26 protein-coding genes and 1 other RNA gene are annotated in these 22,589 nt (G+C 59.2%); 1 reads left to right on the forward strand and 26 read right to left on the reverse strand.

The window, feature by feature from the left end; genetic code table 11:
* The 17 genes from K9F62_09945 to K9F62_10025 all read right to left on the reverse strand — a co-directional run bounded on the left by K9F62_09945 (position 1) and on the right by K9F62_10025 (position 12,657).
* Positions 1–138 (reverse strand): hypothetical protein, encoded by a 138-nt coding sequence (locus K9F62_09945; GenBank protein UJX42969.1) that lies wholly within the window; start codon positions 136–138, stop codon positions 1–3.
* Positions 139–209: 71 nt separating this feature from the next.
* Positions 210–707 carry a hypothetical protein gene (locus tag K9F62_09950; protein ID UJX42970.1) on the reverse strand — a complete coding sequence of 166 codons (498 nt, stop codon included), beginning with the start codon at positions 705–707 and terminating at the stop codon, positions 210–212.
* Positions 708–733: 26 nt separating this feature from the next.
* Positions 734–1,903: a hypothetical protein gene (locus tag K9F62_09955; protein UJX42971.1), complete on the reverse strand. Its 1,170-nt coding sequence runs from the start codon at positions 1,901–1,903 to the stop codon at positions 734–736.
* A 12-nt stretch (positions 1,904–1,915) separates the two neighbouring features.
* A complete protein-coding gene (locus tag K9F62_09960; protein UJX42972.1) occupies positions 1,916–2,356 on the reverse strand; it encodes a DUF1834 family protein in 441 nt (146 codons plus the stop codon).
* Positions 2,349–2,843, reverse strand: a complete 495-nt coding sequence (locus K9F62_09965) for a phage virion morphogenesis protein (GenBank protein ID UJX42973.1) — start codon at positions 2,841–2,843, stop codon at positions 2,349–2,351. The genes K9F62_09960 and K9F62_09965 overlap by 8 nt, the downstream gene beginning before the upstream one ends.
* Positions 2,843–3,298: a DUF1320 domain-containing protein gene (locus K9F62_09970; GenBank protein UJX42974.1), complete on the reverse strand. Its 456-nt coding sequence runs from the start codon at positions 3,296–3,298 to the stop codon at positions 2,843–2,845. Before K9F62_09970 ends, K9F62_09965 begins: the two co-directional genes overlap by 1 nt.
* 7 nt (positions 3,299–3,305) lie before the next feature.
* Entirely contained in the window at positions 3,306–4,280 is a 975-nt protein-coding gene (locus K9F62_09975) for a major capsid protein (GenBank protein ID UJX42975.1), read from the reverse strand.
* A gap of 12 nt (positions 4,281–4,292) precedes the next feature.
* Positions 4,293–4,889: a hypothetical protein gene (locus tag K9F62_09980; GenBank protein UJX42976.1), complete on the reverse strand. Its 597-nt coding sequence runs from the start codon at positions 4,887–4,889 to the stop codon at positions 4,293–4,295.
* 9 nt (positions 4,890–4,898) lie between these two features.
* Positions 4,899–5,837, reverse strand: coding sequence for a Mic19 family protein (locus K9F62_09985; GenBank protein UJX42977.1), 939 nt, complete (start codon positions 5,835–5,837; stop codon positions 4,899–4,901).
* Between the two features lie 344 nt (positions 5,838–6,181).
* Positions 6,182–7,477: a minor capsid protein gene (locus K9F62_09990; protein UJX42978.1), complete on the reverse strand. Its 1,296-nt coding sequence runs from the start codon at positions 7,475–7,477 to the stop codon at positions 6,182–6,184.
* A complete protein-coding gene (locus tag K9F62_09995; GenBank protein ID UJX42979.1) occupies positions 7,467–8,984 on the reverse strand; it encodes a DUF935 domain-containing protein in 1,518 nt (505 codons plus the stop codon). The genes K9F62_09990 and K9F62_09995 overlap by 11 nt, the downstream gene beginning before the upstream one ends.
* Positions 8,984–10,450 carry a hypothetical protein gene (locus tag K9F62_10000; protein ID UJX42980.1) on the reverse strand — a complete coding sequence of 489 codons (1,467 nt, stop codon included), beginning with the start codon at positions 10,448–10,450 and terminating at the stop codon, positions 8,984–8,986. The genes K9F62_09995 and K9F62_10000 overlap by 1 nt, the downstream gene beginning before the upstream one ends.
* Positions 10,447–11,067: a hypothetical protein gene (locus K9F62_10005; GenBank protein UJX42981.1), complete on the reverse strand. Its 621-nt coding sequence runs from the start codon at positions 11,065–11,067 to the stop codon at positions 10,447–10,449. The genes K9F62_10000 and K9F62_10005 overlap by 4 nt, the downstream gene beginning before the upstream one ends.
* Before the next feature lie 3 nt (positions 11,068–11,070).
* On the reverse strand, positions 11,071–11,316 hold the full coding sequence (locus K9F62_10010; protein UJX42982.1) for a hypothetical protein: 246 nt from the start codon (positions 11,314–11,316) through the stop codon (positions 11,071–11,073).
* Positions 11,316–11,726: a hypothetical protein gene (locus K9F62_10015; GenBank protein UJX42983.1), complete on the reverse strand. Its 411-nt coding sequence runs from the start codon at positions 11,724–11,726 to the stop codon at positions 11,316–11,318. Before K9F62_10015 ends, K9F62_10010 begins: the two co-directional genes overlap by 1 nt.
* 1 nt (position 11,727) lies before the next feature.
* Complete coding sequence (locus tag K9F62_10020; protein UJX42984.1) at positions 11,728–12,156, reverse strand: hypothetical protein; 429 nt, start codon at positions 12,154–12,156, stop codon at positions 11,728–11,730.
* Between the two features lie 9 nt (positions 12,157–12,165).
* Positions 12,166–12,657, reverse strand: coding sequence for a transglycosylase SLT domain-containing protein (locus tag K9F62_10025; protein UJX42985.1), 492 nt, complete (start codon positions 12,655–12,657; stop codon positions 12,166–12,168).
* A gap of 108 nt (positions 12,658–12,765) precedes the next feature.
* On the opposite strand from K9F62_10025, the gene K9F62_10030 reads away from it, so the two are divergent.
* Positions 12,766–16,659, forward strand: coding sequence for a hypothetical protein (locus K9F62_10030; protein ID UJX42986.1), 3,894 nt, complete (start codon positions 12,766–12,768; stop codon positions 16,657–16,659).
* Between the two features lie 21 nt (positions 16,660–16,680).
* On the opposite strand, the gene K9F62_10035 is transcribed toward K9F62_10030, so the two are convergent.
* The 9 genes from K9F62_10035 to K9F62_10075 all read right to left on the reverse strand — a co-directional run bounded on the left by K9F62_10035 (position 16,681) and on the right by K9F62_10075 (position 22,588).
* Positions 16,681–17,118: a helix-turn-helix domain-containing protein gene (locus K9F62_10035; protein UJX42987.1), complete on the reverse strand. Its 438-nt coding sequence runs from the start codon at positions 17,116–17,118 to the stop codon at positions 16,681–16,683.
* Positions 17,115–17,531 carry a hypothetical protein gene (locus tag K9F62_10040; GenBank protein UJX42988.1) on the reverse strand — a complete coding sequence of 139 codons (417 nt, stop codon included), beginning with the start codon at positions 17,529–17,531 and terminating at the stop codon, positions 17,115–17,117. The genes K9F62_10035 and K9F62_10040 overlap by 4 nt, the downstream gene beginning before the upstream one ends.
* A gap of 16 nt (positions 17,532–17,547) precedes the next feature.
* Positions 17,548–17,916 (reverse strand): hypothetical protein, encoded by a 369-nt coding sequence (locus K9F62_10045; GenBank protein UJX42989.1) that lies wholly within the window; start codon positions 17,914–17,916, stop codon positions 17,548–17,550.
* A 3-nt stretch (positions 17,917–17,919) separates the two neighbouring features.
* Entirely contained in the window at positions 17,920–18,477 is a 558-nt protein-coding gene (locus K9F62_10050) for a regulatory protein GemA (GenBank protein ID UJX42990.1), read from the reverse strand.
* A gap of 64 nt (positions 18,478–18,541) precedes the next feature.
* An RNA gene (locus tag K9F62_10055) (hammerhead ribozyme type II) lies at positions 18,542–18,607 on the reverse strand.
* Between the two features lie 4 nt (positions 18,608–18,611).
* A complete protein-coding gene (locus tag K9F62_10060) occupies positions 18,612–19,145 on the reverse strand; it encodes a host-nuclease inhibitor Gam family protein (protein ID UJX42991.1) in 534 nt (177 codons plus the stop codon).
* On the reverse strand, positions 19,138–19,761 hold the full coding sequence (locus K9F62_10065; GenBank protein ID UJX42992.1) for a hypothetical protein: 624 nt from the start codon (positions 19,759–19,761) through the stop codon (positions 19,138–19,140). Before K9F62_10065 ends, K9F62_10060 begins: the two co-directional genes overlap by 8 nt.
* On the reverse strand, positions 19,758–20,477 hold the full coding sequence (locus K9F62_10070) for an ATP-binding protein (GenBank protein ID UJX42993.1): 720 nt from the start codon (positions 20,475–20,477) through the stop codon (positions 19,758–19,760). Before K9F62_10070 ends, K9F62_10065 begins: the two co-directional genes overlap by 4 nt.
* Positions 20,474–22,588, reverse strand: coding sequence for a Mu transposase C-terminal domain-containing protein (locus K9F62_10075; protein ID UJX42994.1), 2,115 nt, complete (start codon positions 22,586–22,588; stop codon positions 20,474–20,476). Before K9F62_10075 ends, K9F62_10070 begins: the two co-directional genes overlap by 4 nt.
* Between the last annotated feature and the right edge of the window lies 1 nt (position 22,589).

The raw sequence follows: 22,589 nt of genomic DNA on the forward strand, positions 1-22,589 counted from the left end.
TTAAAACAGGCTTTGCTGCCGGCGTTGGATGTAGAGTTCCAGGATGCCCAGATCGATCCAGGTTTGTTCGTCAAGGTCGTCTTGCCCGTAAGGGTAGCCGCCCAGACGTTTGGTGCGCAGGTAGATCAGGAAGTTCACATACAGGCTCGGGGCGGCGTGCCGTTTGGGGCATCCCGCGCAGGCCGCCCTGAGCCACGGCCCATTGGCGCTTACGCACTCGGCAAGGGGCTGGTCGGGTCCTCCGCATCCGTCGAAGTGTCGGCCAATAATTCGCTCAAAGGGTCGTCGCCGAGGTCCTCCACCACCTCGAAGTTGTTTTCCTCGTCCGGCGTGGACGTGGGATTGATGGCCATCCGGCCAACGACGGCCAGGATGTCCGGACGCCACTTGGCCAGCAGCCCCTTCCAGTTCGGGTCGTAGGCCGGATCGGTTTTGTCCGAGCTGATGATCTGGCCGGCCTCATTGGCCAGGCAGCCTTTTTTGAAGCCGAGCAGCACGCATTTTCCGAGCGCCGTTTGCTCGGGAAAAACGTTGGATTTGGTCAGGATCTTGTTGCCTTTCCGTTTCATGGTGGCTTTTTGGTAGGCATCCCGCTCGGGCTGTGTGGGGAAGCGGTAATGGAATTCCAACAGCTTGCCCGAGGTCTTGTCCCGAAGCTCCAGAACGTTGCTGCCGCCCAAAACGAGAGCGCCCGATTCTTCCGACATGCGAAACTCCTTTGCGAGGCTTGCGGTTAAAGGATGGTCAGTCGCCATTCGTCGTCGCCTGCGTCCCGGTGGGCGTTGGCGATGTAGTTGGCGGTGTAGGCGGAGATGCCCGAACGGTCGGCATGCTTGAGGCCGTCGTATTGGGCGGCCGGGAGTTCGATGCGAATCCGGTTGCCGGGGTTACTGCCGAACAAGGTGGCGATGCGTGAGGTGCCGGCCGATTTCCATTTGGCCCAGGGGTTGTAGTTGGCCAGGGCGTCCATTTCCGGATTGATCGTGCCCGTCGATTCACGGCCGGTAATGAGTGCCCCGATCATGCCCTCGGCCGCGTTGGCATCCAGGCGGTCGGCCAAGGTGTTGCCAATGGCATAGGTGAATTCGGTGATCACGGGCCGGTACTCGCCGATGACGAAATTGGCCCCCATGAACATGGGCGGCACGATATCGGTGAGCTCCGGGACGGGGATCGTCTCGGCGTCGGCCGGGTCGGTCCACAGCCCGGTCATGGTGAATTCGAAGGACGGGTATTTGTTGACGGCGCAATTCATTGTGAACGTGCCGCGCGCGCCGACCACGGTGTAGAGGATGGCATCCTTGTAGAAGAGAATGCCGGCCGAGTTCTGGGTGACCGGGCGTTGGGTGATGGGCCGATATTCGATGCCGGGCGCGACGGACGTCACGTCAGCGGTGACGTTGGACGAGGCGCCGGTGATCTGCTCGGGCTCGAAGGTGCCGACAACGTCCTTGACCACCAGCGTGTTGTCGCCGTCGATATGATGCACCACACCCGTGGCTTGGGACGTTGCGCCGGTGATGTTTTCGCCGAGCAGGATGCCGGCCACCGCACTCACGGCCAGCCGCACCACGTCCGTGCGCTGGGTGCCGCAGGCCAAAAGCAGCGGTTCGCAGTCCGGAGGCAGTACCTTGCCGCCCTCGGCCACGCCGCCGCCGCGCAGTTCGACCGTCGTTTTGAACGTGATTTTTTTGGAGCCGATGACGGCCCCGGCCGGGGAGAAGGTGCCCCGCACCACGTCGCGCTTGACCTTCTCGCCCGTGGGCTCCACGTCCACGCCGTTGTTGATAAAAAGGCCGTTTTTGGCCTCCATGACAGGCAACTGGCCATAGACGTCTTCCTTTTTGGCCATGACCACGGCTTTCCTGGTCAACTGCACTTGCTGTTCTTGCTGTACGGGCATGTGCCGTTCTCCTTATTCGCCGAGCCGGTACGGCTGGGCGATCTCGTAAACCGCATAGCAGGCCGTCATGTCCGTCTTGGACAGGAACGTCTCCTGACGCTTGAGGATCGCCGGCATGTTCGGGAAGATTTCCTGGCCATGCAGAAGCCGGCGAACCGCTCCAAGGAGCGGGTAGGCTCCGGACGCGCCGGTCCGGGTGTCGGCCTCGCTGCGTAGGGACCGATCGCAAACGAAGACGAAGTAGGCTCCCCGATCGATCTGCCGCTGTCCCAGGTTCTCGATGACCGATCCGGCGTAGACCACCAGGAGCGCCGGCAGGTTGGGCAAAAGCCTGGGCAGGGCTTCGGGCTCCAGGTCGTCGCCGTAAGTCTTGATCTGCCGCACGCCGTGGCTGGCCCGGAGCGGTTCCAAGGCTGCCACCAGCGCGTCTTCCATCTCGTGGATTTCAACCATTGACCTTTCCCAGGTAGTCGAGGAGCGTTTCCCCGATGCTGTTCCAGTCCTCGGCGCTGAGGCCCATGTAGGGACGGGCCGGGATGCGAACGACATTGACCGCGCGCGCCTGGCCGTCCGCGCCCCGGAAAAAAAGCGCCTTGGCCGTCTTCGGGCGAATCTCGCCGCCTTCCTGGTGGATGCGCGCGTACTTGAGCGAGGGGCCGCTCGGACCGATTTCCACCCGGTTGGCCGAGGCCTCGTAGACGATGCCGGACATGAGCGCCCCGGTATCGACCAGGGTCTGGCCGCCCTGGAGCTTGGCCCGGAGGCTCGGCTTCCAGCGCGTGCCGTCCGGCGCGTGCCCCAGCTCGAAGTTTTCCTGGATACTGCCCACCAGCAGCCTGCCGATCAGGGCCATGGCCGGCGTCATGTCGTCGACCCGCGTCAGGAGACGGGCCAGGAATCCGGCCGTCGGCGCGACGACCACCTCGACGCGGAAATCCATCAGGGCATCCTCCGAAAGAACGCGTCCCCGAACAGGGGCGCGCCGGCGGACGCGGTCAGGCCGCTGTCGCCGGACACAACGGGTTCGCTGCCGATGGCACCCGGCAACTTGAGCGTTCCGGCGGCGAACTGCGTAAGGAGGGCGACGGCCCCGTTGTAGTCGGCGGCCACGGGCTTGAGCGCGTCCTCGAGATTGGGACGGCGCTGGTAGAGCCGGTAACGGGCGATCCTGGCGGCGAGCTGCCGGACGATGCGCGGCGGCGCGGTAAACGGTACGTCCGCGACGCCGGCGAGATGCGCGTCGACCTCCTGGGACGCCTGGTCAAAGACATCGGCCAGGATCGCGGCCGCCCCCGGATCGGACAGGTCGGTTGCCGTGCCGGCGTCGTTGACCAGGGCCAGGACGTCCTGGTCCTGGATGAGCCCCCGGAGGTCCGCGAGAGTGACGTAGGCCATGGCGCGCCTACAGGACCACGGCGTCGCAGACGCCACGGGTGTTGACGACGGGGAACGGCTTGGACTCGGCAATGAGCTTGTAGCCGCTGGGGTCGTCGGTCTTGACCGGCTTCACGAACAGCGGCAGCGCCTGCAGGTTGGCGTCCAGATCGTCCACGGCGCAGTACGGGAGGCGGTGGCCGGCATCGAGGGCGATCATGCGCACCGTGTCGTCGGGTACGGCCGGAACCATGGCCCCGGATTCCGGGTCGCGCTGTTTTTCCGACCGACGCTTGACCAGGTAGCCGCCGACATTGATGCCCTGGCTCGTGATCTCCACCCGGATTTGCGCCGTGGTCTTGGAGTTCTCGGCAATGACGAAAAGCGCGTTGTAGGCTTCCTTGCCGGCCCAGATTTCGACCTGTCCGCCGAAGCCGCCGTCCTGGATGGCTTCTTCCATGTCGGACAGGCAGGTGTAGACATCCTTGAGCTTGGCGTCGGCTGCGTTCCAGGCCTTTTCCGCCTCCACGGAAAGGATCTGGCCGTAAACGACTTCAAGGACGTCGAAGCCGCCTTTTTCCAGGGCCACGGGCCAGCGCAACGTTCCGGACAGCGCCCGGGCGCACATGGCCTCGGTGGTGCGCCGCACGGCCCGGCGCAAATAGTCGGTTTTTCCCCTGGCCCAAGTATCCAGGCTTTCACCTTTGAGTATGGCCAGGTTGTTGAGGTCGGCAGCCGTGAGCGGCTTGTGGGTGCGCACCGGCAGGGGTTCGTACATGGCGATGCCGCCGCTTTCGGACACGGCCGCGATACTCGGGCCGCCCCGGCGAATCAGCGGCAGCGGTTGGGCATCCACGGCGAGGTCGTCCGCGCCGAGGAGCGCCAGGGGATGCTGCGGCCGGTCGGTGAAAACGGCGTCCATGACCGGCGTCTTGAGCACGGGCAAGGCGACCAGGTAGGCGATGATGGCGTCGCGGGTGAAAAGACCGCGCAAATTGATCATGTCGGGTCTCCTTTAGTTGGGCCAGATGCCGGCTTCGGCGAGCAGGGACAGCACGGCGGCGGTCGGTGCGGCCGAAGAGACGGCACCGACTTTGAGCACGTCCTTGCGCACGCTGCCGTGGACGACGACAAGGCCGGATGAGGACGCCGCGGTGTCCACCATTTCGTCCAGGACCCCGTGCAACCGGCGGTTATAGGCAGCGGCCACCTCGGTGCCGTCCGCCACGTTGGCGGCGAAGGTAACGGCCACGGCCCCGGTGACGTAGTTCACGGTGCCGCTGCCGCCGGCGCTGCCGTAAAGGCGACCGCAACCATCATCGGCGAAGCTCTCGACGCCGTCGGTTATGGACGAGGTCCCGGGCTGAATCGGGGCGTTGGCCAGGGTGCCGGCATAGGCTTTGGTGGTGCCGTTGCCCGTGCCGAGCAATTCGCCGGGCACGCTTTCGAAGGGGATGGCCTCTCCGGCTGCGTCGGCGGCCAGAAGCAGGCCCACAGGCAACACGCCCTGGCCGGCTTTGAGCTTGCGAGTGACGATGACCGGCGGATGGCCTTCGCCCCGGGCGCGCTGGTCGTCGTAATTGATGCGGGTGATGACGCCGTTGATGCTCATGGTTCCCCCTTAGACCTTGCCGGTCAGGTCGACGGCCGTGCCGCCCTTGTCCGCGCCGCTTGCGCCGGCGGGAGCGGCGAACGCATGGGTCAGGGTGTTTTCGGGACGGGTTTCGAGGTCGCGCCAGTAGGCTTCCTCTTGGCCGAGCTTCTCGGTCTTGCCGTCGCCGGCGGCCATCTCGATTTCGCCCCCGGCGCTGCCCAAGGCGGCGGCGAACGACAACACCTTGGCCTTCTCCCCGGGCAGGGCCTTGCCGGCGGCCACCAGGGCTTCGAAGCGGTTTTCCCGGCCCTTGGCCGTCTGTTCGTCCTTGTAGGCGGCGAATTCCTTGGTCGTTTTGTCCCTGGCCGTCTCGGCCGCCTGGAGTTTCTGGGTCAGTTCGTCGATCCGGGTCGCCAGCTCCTTGGCCTTGCCTTCGCCGGCCTTCTCGGCCTTAAGCCTGGCGATTTCGTCCAAGGCTTCCTTCAGGGCCGCCTTGGCGTCGGCCGCCTCCTGCCGCAGCCGCGTCAGTTCATCCATGTCCGCCTCCTTGGCGAATTCGAAGGTGATTCCATCCTCGGCCCCGGCCAGCTGGACCTCCCTGAGGCCCGGTATGGCCGGCTGGGCCGCCCCCAACAGGCCCACATGCCAAAGCCGCCATCCTCGGGCGAACTTGGCCGAAACATTGCGGTAGCGCCCCTGGTCCACGGCCTCGCGCACCGGGTCCGGAACGTCGCCGAAGCGGGCCAGCAGCACGTCGCCGTCGCGTTTGACGGCGGCCAGCCAGCCGTAGGCCGGGTCGTCGAGCCGGGGATGCCCCAGCACCAGCGGTACACGGCGGTCGGCCGGGTCGAAGCTGGTCACGGCCGCATCCAGGTCGTCGCGGGTGATGTCGACCTTCTCGCCGGACAGCGCCGTGTAGGGGCCGCCGGCGCGGGCGATCTCGATCCATTTGGTGAGTGCTGCCATGCCCCTGGTATGCCCGAAGGGCCGGAAGCCGAGGAGCGCGCTACGGACGCGCACGGACACGAATGCGGCAATCCCCCGCGCTTCGGGGGGGAGGTGGGATAATCCCGGAATAATCCTAGGTCTAAAATGGGTCTAAGAATCCGGGAGGCGGTTGGCGAAGTCGGCAGGGACTCAGAATGGGCAGGGAAGTATCCCGAGAACCAGGATGGGATCAGACGGTTAAAAGAGGTCTAAGACATCCGGCAACCGCTTGACCGGGCTTACGCGCATGACTAGACAGAAGATGTGAGGACCAAACGGCGCGTCCGAGTCCCGGCTGGGGGATCGGTAGGCACGCCGGCCGCTCAAGGAGCCTCGCCCTCCTTGAGTTCCTCGCGGTACGCCAACACCCCCACCCGTTGCGCTTCCAAGTATTCGAGCATCCGCGCTTCGGATGCGGCGTTTACCTTGGGCGTAAAGGCCGTCGCGGCCTGCCACTGCCTCCCCCGCACGAGATTAAAGACCGAGAAACCGCCGATACGCTTGCCGTCCAGGCTGAACAGCCGTAGCAGGCGCAACGTGTCCACGGGCTTGCCGGATACTTCGGCGGGCACTTGCCAGACTTCGTAGGGATCGCGGATGGTTCGGGCCAGAAGCCGGACATACGGGGCGCGGCCGGATTTATTCACCTTCCACTCTCCGGACCTCTTGTCGATAAAAAAGCCCTTGCCGACCACCATGGGAAGCTCGACGCCGGGCAAGGTGACGACATTGGCTCCTTCCATGTCGGTTATCCCGAATTCGGACAAGAACGCCTGGACGTAGCGCTCTGGAGCCAACCCCGCCGGCAGGATGTCTTCATCCTCCACTGTCAGGATATACCCGGGATCGAGCCCGGCCAGCGGCGGCCGGCAAGGATCGTCGGCAAAGGCCAGGCCGCCCCGGCAGATGGCCCGCTCAACCAGCGGCCTGATTTCGTCGGCCAGGGGGCCAGGCGTCAGCGACCCCAGCCAATCTTCTCCCACATTGGTTGCAAAACCCTGGTCGGGCGTGATGCGCACCGGGCCGGACGCCGTGTCGATCTCCTCCGGGATCTCGCTCTCGACGGTCAGGCCCCGGTCTTCGACCTGGCGGCGGGTGAGCGCTTTGACCGAGCAGCGGCAATTGTAGCCGTTGGGCGGATACCACGTCTTCCAAAAGGGATGCTCGGCCGGGTAGATGCGGCCGGAGAGCGCCCGGTGGGCCGGCCGGGTGCGGCCGTCGTTGACGGCCGAGTATTGCCAGTAGGGGAACGTGTCGGCCATGGACAGCATTTCGGCGTACCGGCCGGCCATGTAGGCGGACTGGACGTTGGTGCGAAAGATCGTCTCCAGGCGAAGCGGCCGCTCGCCGGTGAACCCCGCCGCGTCCAGGGCCTGGCTGACGGTGGCTTTCCACTCCTTGAGGGGAGTGCCATTCTCCATGGCTTCGAGCATGGAACGACGCACGGTCTCGACCATGTCCGCCCTGGCCAGCCCGGAGACGACAAAGGCCCGGGCCTTGGCCGCGTCGGAAAGCCGGTCGAACTGCGCGCGGGTGACGGAGACCTTGTCTTGCAGGAATTGGATGGCCTGGGCCGGCCGCACCGGCGTGAAGGCGATGGGCGACGGACTATCCGGCACGGCCGGTCTCCAGGCGCACGGCATAGCGGCCGAGCAGATCGGCGGCGACTTGCGCCGCTTCCACGGCCTTCTGGAAATCCCCGTCGTCCAGGTCCGGAAAGGCTTCGAGCAGCAGGAGCTCGGCGTCCTCCCAGGAGTCGGCCCGCTCCATGAGGTCCACGATGCGACCGGCCTGGTCGCGCACGGCCTTGCCGCCGTCCTTGAGGGCTTGCGTCACCAGCCGTTCCACGGCCTGCTGGTCCGGGGTAAGAGCCTCCTCCCCGGCCGCGAAGGCGGCGACCTCGCCGGCGTCGGAGGCCGGCGCTACGCTGGCCACGCTGAACTCCTCGGGCGTCAGGCCGAAGCTCTCGAAGTAGGCGGTTTTGAAGCGTGCGCCGAGGGCGTAGAGCGACCTTCCGAGCTTGGCCTTTTGCTCCAGGTCCTCGGGCTCCACGTAGGAAAATACAGGCGTCAGCGCCTCCGGGGCGTTCACCTGCCCGTAAATCCAGGCCAGATCGTTCATGGCCGTGACCACCAGCGTCTGGTCGGCCTCGGCGTAGTCCGTCAGCACCGCATAATGCGTGTTGGCGGCGGCATAACTGCCTTTGGAGCCTATTTCCTGGGTAAGGGTCTGGCCCTGGATGACCTGCGCGATGGCCGCGTCCATGTAGTTGACGATGGACAGGTGGATGCCGCCCGTGGCCTTGCCCTCCACGGACTCGATCTGCACCTCGGCCCCGCCCGAGACCACGGCCACGGCGTCGCGGATCATGGCTGCAAGGCTCGCTGCCATGTCGCGGCGTTCTTCCGGCGTCGCCCCGGGCCGGGCCTTGCCCACCACCCAGGGCATCCCGAACTTTTCGGCGAAGCGCATCAAGAATTCGAGGCCGCCTTTCTTGAAGGCCACCAGGAACAGACAACGGGAGAGCAGTCGCAGGCCGTAAGGATTCTTGTAGGTCGGGAAGTGCCTGGAGAGCACCGTCTTGAACGGATGAACCTTGTCGCCGACAACGGCTTCCTCGCCCCGGAAACAGAGCGCACCGTCGCCGTCGAAGACGAACCACTCCCGAGGTTTGGGAACCAGGTCGCGCACGCGCATTCGGCCGCCCTCAAGCCTCCACATGATTTCCGTGGGCGTGTAGCCATAATACGGCGTATCGAGCACCTGGGAAAAGAGGTTATAGAGGTCCACCCGCTCCAGATCGCGGGTCAGGTCGTCGCACAGGCGCTTGGCCTCGGGCGTGGGTTCCTGGCCCTCCAGTTTGCCGGGCGCGAACTTGTAATCACGCTTGTTGAGCGTCTTGATCTTGCGCCCCTGGATCGAGGAACACACTTTGCCGTCGGCGGTCAGGTCCTCGAGCACCCTGACATCGTCGCCCCGTTCCCGAAGGACCGGGTCGGGATCGGGCAGCAAGCCGAGAAAACCCCAAGAGGCCGGCGGCACGGCCACCTCGCCGAGCAGCTCGGCCAGGGGCTGGGCTCCGAACTCCATAAACTCCCGCTCGTTGAGCCACAGACCGTCGTGCATCAGTACCCCCGGAACAGGTTGCCGGCCGTGTAGGGCATGGCCGTTTCCACCGCAAAAGGCTCGGCTTCGATCGTTTTGGCCGCGAACACGGCCAGGGCGGTGGCCACGCCGGCGTCGCCGTGGCGCTTCTCGCCCTTGGCTCCGGTGCGCGTCTCCGGGAGCTTGGCCACGCCCTTGACCACCTTGAAAGCGCGGAGGTCATCCAAAATGAGCGAGTCGCGCGGCAAAAGGATCGTCTTGTCCTCAAAGCTCGCCTTGAGCTTGGGCATGTGCTCCCGGTACCAGCTCTCGGAAAGCATGACCTCCTGGATCAACTCCGGGCCGTATTCCTGCCGGGCCACCTCGGCCAGGTATTGGCCGTTGCCCCGGGCATCGAGCGCCGCCCCGCAGAAACGCGGCAACCGGTCGCAGATGAAGAAAAGCGCCTGCTCCTGCTGCTGAAACGGGCAATCGCGCAACTCCAGCATGAAGGGCGCGGCCAGGGTCAGGTCGGGATGTTCGACCAGCGGCACGTCCACGGACAGGTCGGCCGTGCGGCCGAAGTCCTCGCCGACAAAGGAAGCCAGCCCCCGAGGGAGCCGTTCCAGAAGCGGCGACACCCCGGCCGTGAGCCAGTCGCGCATTTCCCGGAAGCGCCGGTCCTTGGGCCAGTCCACGAAATTCGGTTTCGGCGGCGACCAGCGCAGCACCGGGATATCCGGCGACATGCAGGATTCGACGAGCTGGCGGGTCAGGAAGGTTCCCGAGCCCTGGGCGGGGATGCAGAAAAGCTCTTCATCCGCGCCGTCGCCGTAGAATTCGATCAGGCTGGCCCGCCAGGTGGCTTCTTCCTCGGGCGACCAGGCCAGGCCCCGGACCTTGCAGATGCGCCGGTAAAGCCCTTCGGACAGGGCGTCGTCCAGGGTGACGCGGTGCAGGCTGTACGGCAGCTTCCCGCCCCGGATATCCAGGATGTAGTTGTTGAAGGGATTGGTCTCGCCGTTGTGCGTGGAAATCACTTCCACCATGCCGCCCCACATGGTCAGGGCGATGGCGGCCTTGAGGAGTTCTTCCAGATCGTCGCAGAAGGCGGCTTCGTCGATGACGATGCGACCTTGCTTGGAACGCAGATTCTTGGGCTTGCCCGAAAGCGCGATAACGGCATGGCCCGAGGCGAAGCGCACGCGGTAGGCCAGCACGTCCTTGTCCTCATCCTCCAGGACCACCTCTTCGAACTCCGAGGCCGCCAGATTAAGGCGCTCGGCCCAATTGGCCACGTCCTTGATGTAGGTCTCGGTCATCTCCTTGTTGTAGGAGATATAGAAGGTGTTCATGCCGCCTTCGCTCTTTTTGAGGCCGGCCAGCGTCGCGGACTCGGCCGCATCGCCGTAGGAAAGGCCGATACGACGTGACTTCTCGCAGAACTTGACCGGATTGTGGTCCCGGTTCCAGCGGTCCTGATAGGGCAGAAGCGGCGCGTCGCTCATGAGGCTTCACCCCCAAGCAAGGCGCGGATGCGATCGGCCGTGTCGGCGCTCAAGCCACGTTCCCGGGTCGGTGTTCCGTCCTTGGCGGCCGCGCCGGCGGCGGCCCGCATGTCCTTGAGTAGATCGAGCACTTGTTTAACCTCCCGAAGCGCCGTCAGCGTCACCTTGTCCGGGCTGGCCAGCATGGCGTTAAGCCGCATCCCCACCGCCTCTTCCAGGGCGGCCACGGCATCGGCCTCGGTGGCGATCTCGCGCATGGCCGCGACCGTCGGCGGTGCGGCCTCGGCCCGCTTGTCCGCCAGTTCGGCCGCCTTGATGGCCACCTCTTCCATTTTCGCCACGGCAAAGGCGTCCATGGCCTGCATGGAGCCCAGGCAGTTTTCGATGAGTTTGGCGCGCAGCTTGATCGTGTCCACGCGGATTGAGGCCAGCGCCTGGCGTATCTCCTCGCGCTTGGCCTGCCAGCCGTACTTCTCGGCCCACCGCTTGAGGGTCGAGGTCGCCACGCCGACCCGCGAGCCCACGTCCGCCAAGGTCAGGCCGTCCACGCACCACAGCTCTTCGGCGCGCTCCACGGTCTCCATGGGATGTTCACGGCGTCCGGCCACGGCGGGCATGGATCAAGCCCCCAGATGCTTGTTGATGACCGCGATCTCGGCCCGCACAGCCCGCAGGGCGATCAATGCCTGGGCCAAATCCATGGCCTGGCCGGCGATCCGTTCGTCTTCCAGCGCTTCCACCGGCGTTGTGGGCAGCAGGAGCAGGCGCAACGAGTCCCGCAGGCCGCTGGCCCGGATGACCAAGCCTTTGGCGGTGAGCTCCTTTTCGGTCTTCTGGCCGACCATGGCCGCGCGTTCGAGGTTCATCACAAGCCGCTCCTCATGGGGCTTTCCCCTTTGGCAATGCGCCCATACGGGCAATATTGATTGGTGCAGATGGCATCCACCATGCGCTGCATGACTTGCGTGTTGAGCACCACCTGGTCATGCAGGCTGGTCGCCAGGGACTGGTAGTCTTTCACAAGCTGTACGTTGTCCTTGTAATAGCCGGTCACCCCGCGCATATCGTCGCCGTAGGCCTTGAGAATCCGGTCCATATCCTTTTGGTACCGCGTCAGATCGGCGCGCCGGCGGCGATCCTCAATGAGCCAAAAGACCACGATGAGCGACACCAGTCCCATGGGCGTGAGCGTCACCAGGGCCACCAGATAGGCAAGTGAGGTCGCATCCATGGCCGAAAGGATTTTGAGAAGCGTCGCCGCCAGCGGTTGATCCATGTCAGGCTCCCTTGCTCGGCCCGTGCAGGATCAAGAAGACGCCCGCCAACGCGGTGATGCACACCTGGGTGATGGGAGCCAGGTGCAATCCCAGCGGGTCCTGGGCCATCAGGGCGGCCGCTGTTCCCAGCATGGTCCACAAGGGGCTGGACTTGAGCACCGACCTGCCCTTGGACGAGAGCAGTAATGTGCCGGCCATTGCTTCGAGTTCGCCAGGGATCACCTGACCGGGAGATGGCAACGCGGCCGCCGCCGGCGGCGCGGCGGGTTCCTGCGGATCAGGCGTCGTCGGGGAAGCCGGGAGGACAAACTTCTTGGCGGCTTCCCCCAGTACGGCCAGGGCCGAAGCCACGGCGTCCGGGGTGAGGGGCGACCCGGCGGCGGCCGGCGCGGCGACCTGGGCCGATTGTGATTGCTTTTGCGCTTCCATGATGCCTCCTTATTGCGGCCAGACGCCGCCCGGCAGGTGCGCCAGCACCTTGGCCGGATACGTGTTCGCGGGATTGTGGGCATTGCCGGGACCGCCGTTATAGGCACGACAAACGACCTCCCAGCCGCCGGACTCGAAGAACCGATCCCGCAGCCGGGCCAGATACTTGCAGCCCCATTCTAGGCCGATTTCCGGGGTGAGCAGCTCCCCGAACCAGCCCCGAAAGCCGATAGAACGGGCCGTTTCGCCCATGATCTGGAGCAGCCCCCAGGAGGTGGCGCGGCCGATCGCCTCGGTGTCTTTGGAACAGCCGGGGGGGACGAAGGATAAAGCCTTGCCTTTGAGGTAACGGTCGTAGAATATTGGCTCGTATCGTATGGCAGAGCAATTCCAGCTAGATTCAGTCGAGATTAAGGCCTCAATTAACTCGACAGGAAGATGGTGTTGAAACGTGGGGTCTTTAATTATCCCTGAAATAGAAAAGTTGTGAATATTTTTCATTGTGCGCCTCACAATAAGATAATGTTTTTTAAGGTGCGTTGTCTTTTGAGTAGAGAGTCGAATGGACTGGTGTGGACGGTCATTTGTTAAGAGCAAAGAGGATTTTTTATGCCTAGTTTTCAAGAGCAATCTATTTATCCACCTAGACATTGGCAAGCATTTGAAGATCTTTGTAGAGATCTGTGGGCGGCAATTTTAAACGATAAAAATACAATTAAAAATGGCAGGGGAGGACAAAAGCAGGATGGTGTCGATATATATGGTCGGGAAGGTGGAGATGGTAGATATGTAGGTATTCAGTGTAAGGGAAAATGTGTTGATTATGGGCATAAGCTTGAAGAAAAAGAGCTGATAACTGAGGTAGGAAAAGCTGTAAAATTTGAGCCAAGTTTATCAAAGTTTATTATTGCTACCACTGCCCCCAGTGATGCTCCAATACAAAAAAAAGCAAGGTTGATAACTCAAGAGAATGAAAGAAAGGGATTATTTGAGGTAATCGTCTACGGCTGGGAGGAGATAGTTTCAAGGCTTTCAGAACATAGAGATGTAATAAGAAAGCATTATTCTGATTATGGTCGCGAATTTGTCTATGAAAGGAGCTGTGGTGATGTTAGTAATTTTGGTCAGGACGTCGGAGTTCCAAATTTTAAAAAAGATGGAGTTGGATATAGTGGTGAGCCCGCTCCTTTGTTGTATCAACTAGATATAGGTGCGGCGAAGATAAATGATATAATTATCGAGAATGAAGTAGTTAATCGAGAAATAACAAAGGTAGTTCCTTATATTGATAGTCGTCCTAGAATTGCTATTTCAATGCTAGAAAAGATTCTAGAAGAGTGCAAGGGAAAGGCAGACGATAATATTAGATTTAGAATACTAACAAACATTGGTGCGTGTCATTTCGCTCTTAATAATCAAGCTGAGGCGTCGAATTTCTTTCTTAGAGCTTTTGAATTTGCTCCGGAGGGTAATGACAAGGCGCTTAGAAATGCTTCTCTCGGATATTTGCTCGTAGGAGATCTAGATAACTCTAATAAAATGATTCTGCAGGCAATTGAACTCAATCCAACAGAGCCAGATGGATATTCTTTGTTGATAGCTTCTCTGGGTAGAGATATTGATGAAAATGAAGTAAATCGGTTGGTTCCGAAGGAATGTCTCAAAGCTTCAAGTGTTAATTTGTCTTTAGGATATGCCTATAAGAATAGCGGCAATCAAGAAAGAGCTATCCATTTTTTCAACGAAGCATATTTGTCTGAACCATCATCGCCCGTAATAGCTGCTGTTTATGGAACGGAATTGTTTCAGTTTGTTATGAGTGAAAACAAGGCTCTGGTTGAGGGGTGTGTCGATTACGAGGATGTCGAAAAACTCAAAAAGTCTCAAAAGGCACTTCAATGTACATGGGAGACAGTTAAAGGAACAGATTTTTTTGAGAGTTACATATGGGTAGGAATCAACTTGACTTGTCTCAATTCGATTCTTGGTGAAATTGATAATGCAAGGGCGATTATAGCTGACATGGAAAAGTGTGGCTGCTGTGATATGAATTTTTATGAAGCTGCAGCTAGAGTTGAGTCTGATTTATATAATTATGAAGCAGCTTTGAAATTTATAGATAAAATCAATGAGCCATTAAGGCGTGATTTGCAAATAATTAAGCTCCAATGTTTAGGCTGTTTAAATCGTTTTTCTGAGGCGAATAACTGTCTAGACACAATTGACTATGTGTCAAGTTCGGAGCCTTATTACTCAATGTTTGTCCGGTTAAAATATAAAGTTATAGAAGGAAAGAGTGGTCTTTCATTGGCACTTGATTTGGCACGTGCAGAACAAAAAGCTAGGGGAAAAGACGTATTTATTACCATAGTTGTGGGAGATCTTTTACGTAGAAGTGGTGACAAAGATGGCCTAGAAAAAGAGTTGGCTTATATAAAGTCTCTTTTGAAAAAGCAAGTATCAAAAATAGAGAAGATCGCTATTGCAGATTTTTTATATAGGAATAGTTGTTATGGGGATGCTGTAGATATTTTTAAAGAACTTGTTACTGAACGAAGAGATTCTGGGCCATTACGTAGCTTGATTGTTTGTTTGTTTAAACTGGATCGAAGGCGTGATCTTATTGATATTTTTGAAAGCATTGACAGGGAAACGAAAAAAAAAGATTTTTATTTATATCATCTCGCTGCCGTGTGTGTTAAAATTGGAGAATATGCTAAGGCTGTTGAAAATATTGATGAATATCTTTTGGTTAAACCAGGTGATTTGTCTATACGAAACAATTGGATTGATTTAAATAGTAGAATTGGGAGAGTCGATAATGTGAAGCAATTTCTTTCGATTTACGTTCCTTCTCTGGAGGCTTCTTCAGAAGACCTAACTGACTATGCAAAAAGACTCCAATATTATGGATTTGAGAAAAAAAGTCTCGAGTTGTTTTATTTTATAATTAGAAAATACCGATATGATGGTGTGGCTGCTGCATCATTTATTTCATATGTACTGCTAAATAAAATTAATTTAGACAATTATGAATTTGATACTGTTAGAGCTGATGCAGCTGTTACTATTCGAAGCGATGACGGAAAAATTTACAAATATATCATTGAATCAACGTATACAGACAGAGTCTATGATGAGGAAATCCCCTTCGAGAGCGAAATTGCCCAGATCTGTAATGGGAAACGCATTGGGGAAAGAATTGCAATTGATTTAAATAAGTATACTGAATTAAAAGGGGAGATAGTCTCGATAGAATCAAAATATAGATATGTTTTAAGAAAGCTTATCGAGTCATTTTCTCGACGATTCCCTGGTGATCAGTCTTTTTTTGTAGTTGATTTAAAAAGCAAAGATGGAAACATAGACTTTTCTCCCATATTTGACATGGTTGATTCAAAGGCTAGTCAGAGGTTGCTTGCCGAATCATACTATAAAAGCAAAACTTTTCCTTTGTGTGTAGTTGCAAAATCCCTACATCTTCATCCTTTTGAAGTGTATGAAAGGTTTTCATTGGATCCATCTATTGGAGTTATTTGCAGTCGTGGAGATGAATATGTAAGGCTTACTTCATTGAATTGTGTGCATAAAAAACATAAAGAATTTATTGTTGACCCTATTACTCTGTGCGCACTCTATGACTTTGGCCTCCTGTCGGTTTTTGACAAATTCTATGGACCTATTGGAATAACACAGTCTACGCTCGACTTGTTTTTTTTCTATCTTGATGAACTTAACAATTCTGATCATAATGGCGTTTTTTTTAAAGAAAATGGAAAATATATCTACCATGAATTTGAAGATGGCATGCTATCTGAAACTATAGATAAGTATAACAGAGTATTGGATTGGGCAAAGCGAAAAACCAAAATATATCCTGCTTCTGGTGGAGTTGTATATAACTCAAAGGAGATGGTTGGAGAATCTGAGCTTGGCCTTGCCTTCTATGATACTCTTGTTGCTGCGATTGGCAATAATCTCATTCTGATGTCTGATGATTTTTCGTATAGAGAGATTGCGGCGTTAATGGGTGTAAAATGTTCTACTTGGTCTGAAATATTATGTTTAGATTTGAAGAATAGGCACTTGATAGGCTTAGAGGAGTATTGCAGGTTTTATGTAGAAATGATTCGCAGAAATTATTTTTTGCTTTCGATTGATTACCGTATTTTATATTTTGTGATTAATAACAATAATTGGGAAATCAATGATGTGGTGGTAAAGGTGTTTGATATTTTTAAAAGTAAAAGGGCTAGCGCTGTTTCGCTACTGTATGTTGCATTTGATTTTCTCAGATGTATCTGGCGTCTTGCTATCCCTTTATATGTTAAAGATAGGTTTTTATGGTTTGTTTTGAATTTCTTGGTTATTAATGAGTCGTTTAAGGTTGATATGATTGTCGCGAATTTTATTGAGCTGGATAAATTTATACAGGAACCTCAAGATGGAAGTTATCTTGATTCGTTGGATAGATGGTTAAGAGGGCATTTTTTTGTTTTTTGATTTATCTTGTTATGGTAGAAATTAGCTAGCTTCTAACGCTTTTAGTACGCTGCTTGCTGTCACTCTTGCGGGAGGCGAAATCGGATGCTTCTCGAGGCTCCCTTCTTGAATCATCTCCCAAACCCTACTCCTCCCAATAGACAACACAAACGCTACTTCAGGAATCGTCAGCAGCGCCTTCTTCGTAACCAAGTCCCAAGCCGAAACCGCCGGCAAGCTCGCAAATGCCAGCTTTTTCGTCTGGTAGGTCACCGGCAGCATCAACTCAAATCCCACAGGATCAACCAGGCTACAACGCTTGGCGCAGCCCAAGCAGACGTATTTTCGGTCTTTCCAAAACCACCGGGGTTTGCGCCTGGGGCCGCAGCCGAGGGAGTCGTAGACATGGCCTTCCACCTGCCCCTGGTAGGGCAGAAATCCCTTGTCCAGGAGCTTCAAGACGTCGTCGATAATGCTCATGGGTTCCCCCTGTGCTGCGGGAGCAGCATGTCCACGGCCACGGCCTCGTCGCTCCCGGCGACCGCCACCCACCAGCGACCGTCCAGGCCCAGGATCGGCGGGCCGGCCACGAAGGTCTTGTCATAATAGCCATTGCCGACCGGGACGCGCACGCGGTCGCCTCGGCGCAAGTTGGGACGGGCTTCGGGATAATAAGGCTCTCCGCTCAAAAGCGACGCGACGAGCCCGGCAACGCCGGCAGGCGCGAAATACTCGTATTTGCCGCCTCCCGGGCAATGCCAGCGGCCATTGAGACGCACGCGATGGCAACCTTCCGGGCCGCCCCAGGCAACGGCCGGGAACAATTCCAACTTGATGATTTTGCCCTGGTTTCGAAGCAAAACAGTAGTCGATTTCCGTCGCTTCTCGCTCATGGCCGCGCCTGTCGTATCAACCAATGTGAGATATCGCGGCCGCCGCATACAGGGCCGCCACTTCGGCCGCCTGCCGTTCCCACAGGGCGCGGCACGATTTGCAACGCCGCTTGTCCGTAACCCGGCACCGGGCGCAGGCCACGCGTTCCAGGGCTTCGTAGACCGCTGTCAGCGAAGGCGGTTCGGGGGTTGCTTCTGTCGGCGGCGTGTCGGCCAGGGCGGCCCGGATGCGCGCCGTCTGCCGGGCCACGTTGCCCGGGTAGCGACCGGCCAAAATTTGCAGCACGATGCTTTTCGTGATGCCGGTTGCCTTGCAGTATGCGTAGATGCTCCGATGGCGGGCCAGGATGGCGGCCCGTAACGCCTCGCGTTCGTCCGGCCCCATGCGTCATGCCAATGCGCGCCGCGTGCCGCCGGCTTCGGCCGGCTCGGGATCGATGCCGGCCTTGCGGCAACGGCTCCACAAGTCCTTGGCCAGGGTGGCCAGGGCGGCCGGGTCGGACAGCCACACGAACTTTTCCACGCCGAACTGCTTGGACGCCCGGCTGTCCAGGCTTTTGGGCTCGTAGCCAAGCAGGCACCACAGCATGAGGATGTAGCGCTTTTGTCGGGCCAGCGGCCCGGCAGGAATATCCAGGCGTTCGTAGCCGTCGGCCTTGTCGCCTTTTTTCCAGTCGCGCAGGCGCTTGGGCAAAAGCGGGATGTCCACGGCCGCATGCTCGGGCAACCACTGGCCGGCTAGGGCGTCCAGGACCTGGTTGCGCTGGCCGAGCGTCAGCTTCGACCAGGACGCCGCCGGGCCGCCCAGGATGCGGCCGAACATCTCGATCAGCAGGTCTTTGTCCGCCTCATACGAGAGCGTGGTCGCCTTGAGCAGCGTCCCGAAAAAGACCTTGGATTGCATGTTGTAGATGGCGGCGCAGGGAACGAAAGATCGCTTGGCCATGGGGCTCCTCTCGTGGTTTCGGCGCATCCGGCCGTCTGCTTAGAAGGCAGAGGGCCGGCTGACGTGTGGGCTGCTCGTCAGGCCCGGGCCGCCACGCCCGGACGACCGCCCGCTCGGGGCGGTTTCGCAAAAGATCAGGCGGCCGCGTTTTCGACCGTTTCAGTTTTCAGCTCGTAGAAGAATTCATCCTCGGCCACCCGTTGCACGCCGACCGTCGCCAAGCGTTCTTCCGGCCACTCGCGCATGGCTTCTTTGTCCACTTCGGGCTTGATCCGGATCGCTTCGAGAAAAGCGCCGCCATCCGGGGAATCGGCCAGTTCCTGGAGCCGCCCCAGCACCAGCTTCCAGGTCCACCGTGCCAGCGTCTTGAGCTTGGTGGACTGCCGAAAGCCCAGGACACCGAATGTCAGGTCCAGGGACTTCTTTTTCGGGAATAAATCGTCCTTGCGGGCCGTGGAGAAGTTGGCCAGGGCCACCTCCAGGTCCTTCGCGCGAGCCGCCAACGGCGCGGACTGCGCCTTGGCCTCGGCCTTGATGCTGTCGATGGATTCGTTCATCACATGTTCAAGCGCGGCCAGATCGCGCTTGATGCCGGCCAACTCGGCCAGGGCCGCATCGGCCTCCTTGATGTCCGAAAGGGCGAGCACCTTTGGTTTCGTCCTAGCCATGGGAAACCTCCTCTTCTTCCTTTTGAAATCGGGCCAGGATGGCCTGGCAGTTCTCGACGATCTTGCCGCGAATAGCCGGCTGGTAGGGATCACGCGTCAGAAAAAGACGCACGACGTCCAGCGCGGCCCGCTTTTCGGTTTCGAACGGATCGCGGATTTTCCGAGGCGGCCAAGGCGTGTCCACCCTGTCCCTGGCGGCTTCGGTCGCGCGAAACAGGTGCGTCTGGCCGCGCATGCCGTGGCGTTCCAGAAAACCCGCCTCGGCCAGCCATTGGCAGTATTTGCGTACGTGGTCGTAGGAGACGCGTGAGACGGTGGCCAAATCTTGATAGGCAAAGCCGGGCTTGGCTGAGCGGATTGCCCGCCAGACGCGCTGATAGAACTCGCCGGAGCGTTTTTCTTCGGTATCGGGATTGAACCGAAACACGCCATCCTCGACGCGAAGCAGCTCTCGGCGTTTGACCATCTCGTTGACCTGCCTACGAACCCTGGCTTTGGCCGGCTCATCGGAGCAGACCAAAGCCTCGTAGATAAGGGGATAGGCTACGGTTTGCTTGCCGCCTACGGACAACCCCTGGATAACCAGGCGCACGCGGTCCGCATCGGGTGTTCTCATGCCCGCCTCCAGGACCGCTGTTTTTGCACGGCCCGAACCATGGCCGCGTCGGCGCGGTTGGTCTCATGCGCCTTGGCCGCCTGTTCCAGGAGCCCGATCATGTTGCGCACCAGCCGCATGTCGCCGTCGGACGTGGCCCGGACCATGGCGCAGGCTTCGGATGTCAGGTCGAGGTCGGCCGCTTCCAAGGCGAAAGCCGCTATGTCGGCCTCGTCCACCGGGGCAAAGGGCACTTCCTGGGTCACGCGCGACCAGATGCGCCGGCGCTGAGACAAGAGCCCGATAAGCTCTTCCTCACCGATGAGGATCACAGCGGCACCGCTGGCCTCGTGGATATCGCGCAGATCCTCGATCCGACTGAAATGCAGACGGTCCGCCTCGTCCATGTAGATGGAGGAGGACATTTTCTGCTTACGGCGCTTATCCAACGTCTCGATGATCTTCACTTTGCAGGCGCTGGCCGAGCGCGGTGCTTTGGTTCCTGTGGCCTCGAAGCACAGCCGTCCCAGAAAGGCGGCCTGGCTTTCGTTTTCCCAAGCGGACAGGTAGACCCCGCCCCGCTCGGTGTGGCTGTTGCGCGCGGCAAAGGTCTTGCCGCGACCGGCCTGTCCCCAGGCCACGACAATGCCCGGTTGGCCGCGTTCGGTGTCCTCGACGGTCAGCACGGCCCGCCGGAATGCGGTCACGTTGCCCGTCTCCACAAAAACCGATTTCATGCTTCCAATCCTCCCCCGTTAGCAGCCATGCGGCGGCGCGCGTAGACCCGGCGAAGGCCCTCGAAACGGCCCCGCGCGCAAGCCGCGTATTCCTCGGTTTGCTCGTAACGGGCCATCCAGTCGGCATCGGCCTCACGCAGGGCCATGCCGTCCCGGACAGACACGTTGAAAAGGTATTCGTAGCGGTCGAGTTCGGTGACGATTGAGGCCATCTGTGCCGGCGGCACATAAGCCGGAGCGGCTTCGATCTTGGCCCGGGCCGCGCTTTTGGCGGCTTCGATGCTTTTGACGTTGGGCGCGGGAGGGGCGGGGATGGCAGGTGGGGCCACCTTCTGCTCGGCCACAAGCTGCATGCGGTGCTGCGTTTCCGGGAGCACGACATTCTTGAGGAATTCCCGGGCATCGGCTGTGACCTGGTTTTCGAGAGCCTTTTTGTAGGCGATCTCGGAGGCCAGAAGCGCCTTGTCCTCATCCGTGCCCAGAATGCCGGCGGCAGGATGCACGTTGGTTGGGACCGGCGTGGCCTCGCAGATAAGCCGCTTGCCCGTTTCATCGTAGACAAGCACGGACCGGCGATCCTGCTCGTCATAGCGCACCAGCACCGAATGACGCAGGGAATGTAAAAATGGGTGGCGGTAATGCCGGCCGAAAATCTTGACCCCGTTCTGGTCGATTTGGCGAACGGTTTTGGAGAGCATGCAAAGCCGCAGTTTGCGCAACTCGGCGTCGGTCAGGCCCGACCCGGCTCCGGGCTCGAACGCTTCAAGCGGCGACCGACCTTTCAAGTGACCACGTTGCGGGCGGTGGGCGTATTCGTCGAACCACATGGCCACGGCCGTGTGGGCTTCTTCAAGGGTCAGCGGCCGGTAGCCCGACGCTTCATACAGCTTGCGATGCAGGTCTTCGCCACGCTTGAGGCGGGGCGGCTTGGTAGCGATAGACGAGCCGACATAGGAGGGGCACCAGCGTTCCAATTCACCGAACGTCCCGAAGAATCGTTCGATGGTCTTGGACTGGCCGTGATAGCCCCAAGCAAAAATTGTTTGGATGCCAAGCTCTTGAAATACGCCACCCAGGCCGGTTTGCGTCAGATCAACCCCGGTAAAGAACTTGCCCTTGAACGCTTTGCCGTTGTCCAGGTAGGCGATGCGGGGAAACTTCCCAAGGCGCAGGCAGGCCCGGCGTAGGGCCGAAGCGATGGCTTGCGTGTTTTCCGTGGGCAGGATTTCCCATCCCAAAGGGTAGCTGGACGCCATGTCGTACCAGAGCACCAGCTCCATGCGCGCGCCCTTGCCGGTCTCCGGGTCGAGTATCTCGAAGTTCAAGACATGGCCGTCAGCCACCATGATGTCGCCGACCTGGATCTTCGAGTAGTCGCGCACGATGTACGGGCAGCATTCGTCCACCCAGGCTTTTTTGCCCTTTCGGGAATAGACGAATTCGCCGTAGTTATTGGCGATCCACTTTTCGATAAAGCGGCGGATGGTGATTTCGGAGCAGGGCGGCAACCCAGCCGGCTTGAAGGCTTTGAGGGCCTCGCGGCAGACTTCGGCGATGTTCGGCTGGTTCGGATGCCGAACCAGGGCGGTGATGATGGTCTGATGGGCCACTGTGAGCACCGGCTCGACGCGCACGCCGCCGCGCGTGTCAGCCAGGGCGAGGGCAGAGCCGGTGCGCCGCAGTTTGAGCTTCCAGCGTTCGAGAGATTGCACGGACACCGCATCCCCGAGCACCTCCTTGATCTTCGGCCACACGCCGGCCCGGTAGGCGGCGAGAAATTCTTTTTGGGCAATGCCCTTGCGCGAGGCCTTAGACAGGGCTTCGGTATAAAGCCGCACCAGATCGGCCCTGGCCAGCGCGCCGCACCGTTGGTACTCGGTGAGGGCGAGTTCGGACGCTTCGGCGGGCAGGTTCGCACCTTCGGAGGCCGTCAGGGCGTCCTGGACCTCGGCAGGGAGGGAGGCAGCAAGATACAGCCGGCGGTGGCCGCCACGGCCAGGCGAGGGCTCTTCCTCAAACAGCCATCCTTCTTTCTTGGCCCTGGCTTCGGCTCTCTGGCGTGATACGCCGAGCGCTTTTGCGATATTCTGTGCCGTGTACTTGTCTTGCATT

This window comes from Desulfovibrio sp. JY (assembly GCA_021730285.1).
In the GTDB taxonomy this organism is placed as follows: domain Bacteria; phylum Desulfobacterota; class Desulfovibrionia; order Desulfovibrionales; family Desulfovibrionaceae; genus Solidesulfovibrio.

Bases quoted from the DNA above. Each gene is read 5' to 3' on its own strand.
- K9F62_10040 (UJX42988.1), bottom strand. From the start codon at position 17,531: ATGAGCGAGAAGCGACGGAAATCGACTACTGTTTTGCTTCGAAACCAG.
- K9F62_09955 (UJX42971.1), bottom strand. From the start codon at position 1,903: ATGCCCGTACAGCAAGAACAGCAAGTGCAGTTGACCAGGAAAGCCGTG.
- K9F62_09985 (UJX42977.1), bottom strand. From the start codon at position 5,837: ATGGCAGCACTCACCAAATGGATCGAGATCGCCCGCGCCGGCGGCCCC.
- K9F62_09975 (UJX42975.1), bottom strand. From the start codon at position 4,280: ATGATCAATTTGCGCGGTCTTTTCACCCGCGACGCCATCATCGCCTAC.
- K9F62_10005 (UJX42981.1), bottom strand. From the start codon at position 11,067: ATGCCCGCCGTGGCCGGACGCCGTGAACATCCCATGGAGACCGTGGAG.
- K9F62_10000 (UJX42980.1), bottom strand. From the start codon at position 10,450: ATGAGCGACGCGCCGCTTCTGCCCTATCAGGACCGCTGGAACCGGGAC.
- K9F62_10065 (UJX42992.1), bottom strand. From the start codon at position 19,761: ATGAGAACACCCGATGCGGACCGCGTGCGCCTGGTTATCCAGGGGTTG.
- K9F62_10030 (UJX42986.1), top strand. From the start codon at position 12,766: ATGCCTAGTTTTCAAGAGCAATCTATTTATCCACCTAGACATTGGCAA.
- K9F62_10050 (UJX42990.1), bottom strand. From the start codon at position 18,477: ATGGCCAAGCGATCTTTCGTTCCCTGCGCCGCCATCTACAACATGCAA.
- K9F62_09970 (UJX42974.1), bottom strand. From the start codon at position 3,298: ATGGCCTACGTCACTCTCGCGGACCTCCGGGGGCTCATCCAGGACCAG.
- K9F62_10025 (UJX42985.1), bottom strand. From the start codon at position 12,657: ATGAAAAATATTCACAACTTTTCTATTTCAGGGATAATTAAAGACCCC.
- K9F62_10070 (UJX42993.1), bottom strand. From the start codon at position 20,477: ATGAAATCGGTTTTTGTGGAGACGGGCAACGTGACCGCATTCCGGCGG.
- K9F62_10060 (UJX42991.1), bottom strand. From the start codon at position 19,145: ATGGCTAGGACGAAACCAAAGGTGCTCGCCCTTTCGGACATCAAGGAG.
- K9F62_09965 (UJX42973.1), bottom strand. From the start codon at position 2,843: ATGGATTTCCGCGTCGAGGTGGTCGTCGCGCCGACGGCCGGATTCCTG.
- K9F62_10020 (UJX42984.1), bottom strand. From the start codon at position 12,156: ATGGAAGCGCAAAAGCAATCACAATCGGCCCAGGTCGCCGCGCCGGCC.
- K9F62_09995 (UJX42979.1), bottom strand. From the start codon at position 8,984: ATGCACGACGGTCTGTGGCTCAACGAGCGGGAGTTTATGGAGTTCGGA.
- K9F62_10010 (UJX42982.1), bottom strand. From the start codon at position 11,316: ATGAACCTCGAACGCGCGGCCATGGTCGGCCAGAAGACCGAAAAGGAG.
- K9F62_09960 (UJX42972.1), bottom strand. From the start codon at position 2,356: ATGGTTGAAATCCACGAGATGGAAGACGCGCTGGTGGCAGCCTTGGAA.
- K9F62_10045 (UJX42989.1), bottom strand. From the start codon at position 17,916: ATGGGGCCGGACGAACGCGAGGCGTTACGGGCCGCCATCCTGGCCCGC.
- K9F62_09950 (UJX42970.1), bottom strand. From the start codon at position 707: ATGTCGGAAGAATCGGGCGCTCTCGTTTTGGGCGGCAGCAACGTTCTG.
- K9F62_09980 (UJX42976.1), bottom strand. From the start codon at position 4,889: ATGAGCATCAACGGCGTCATCACCCGCATCAATTACGACGACCAGCGC.
- K9F62_10015 (UJX42983.1), bottom strand. From the start codon at position 11,726: ATGGATCAACCGCTGGCGGCGACGCTTCTCAAAATCCTTTCGGCCATG.
- K9F62_10075 (UJX42994.1), bottom strand. From the start codon at position 22,588: ATGCAAGACAAGTACACGGCACAGAATATCGCAAAAGCGCTCGGCGTA.
- K9F62_10035 (UJX42987.1), bottom strand. From the start codon at position 17,118: ATGAGCATTATCGACGACGTCTTGAAGCTCCTGGACAAGGGATTTCTG.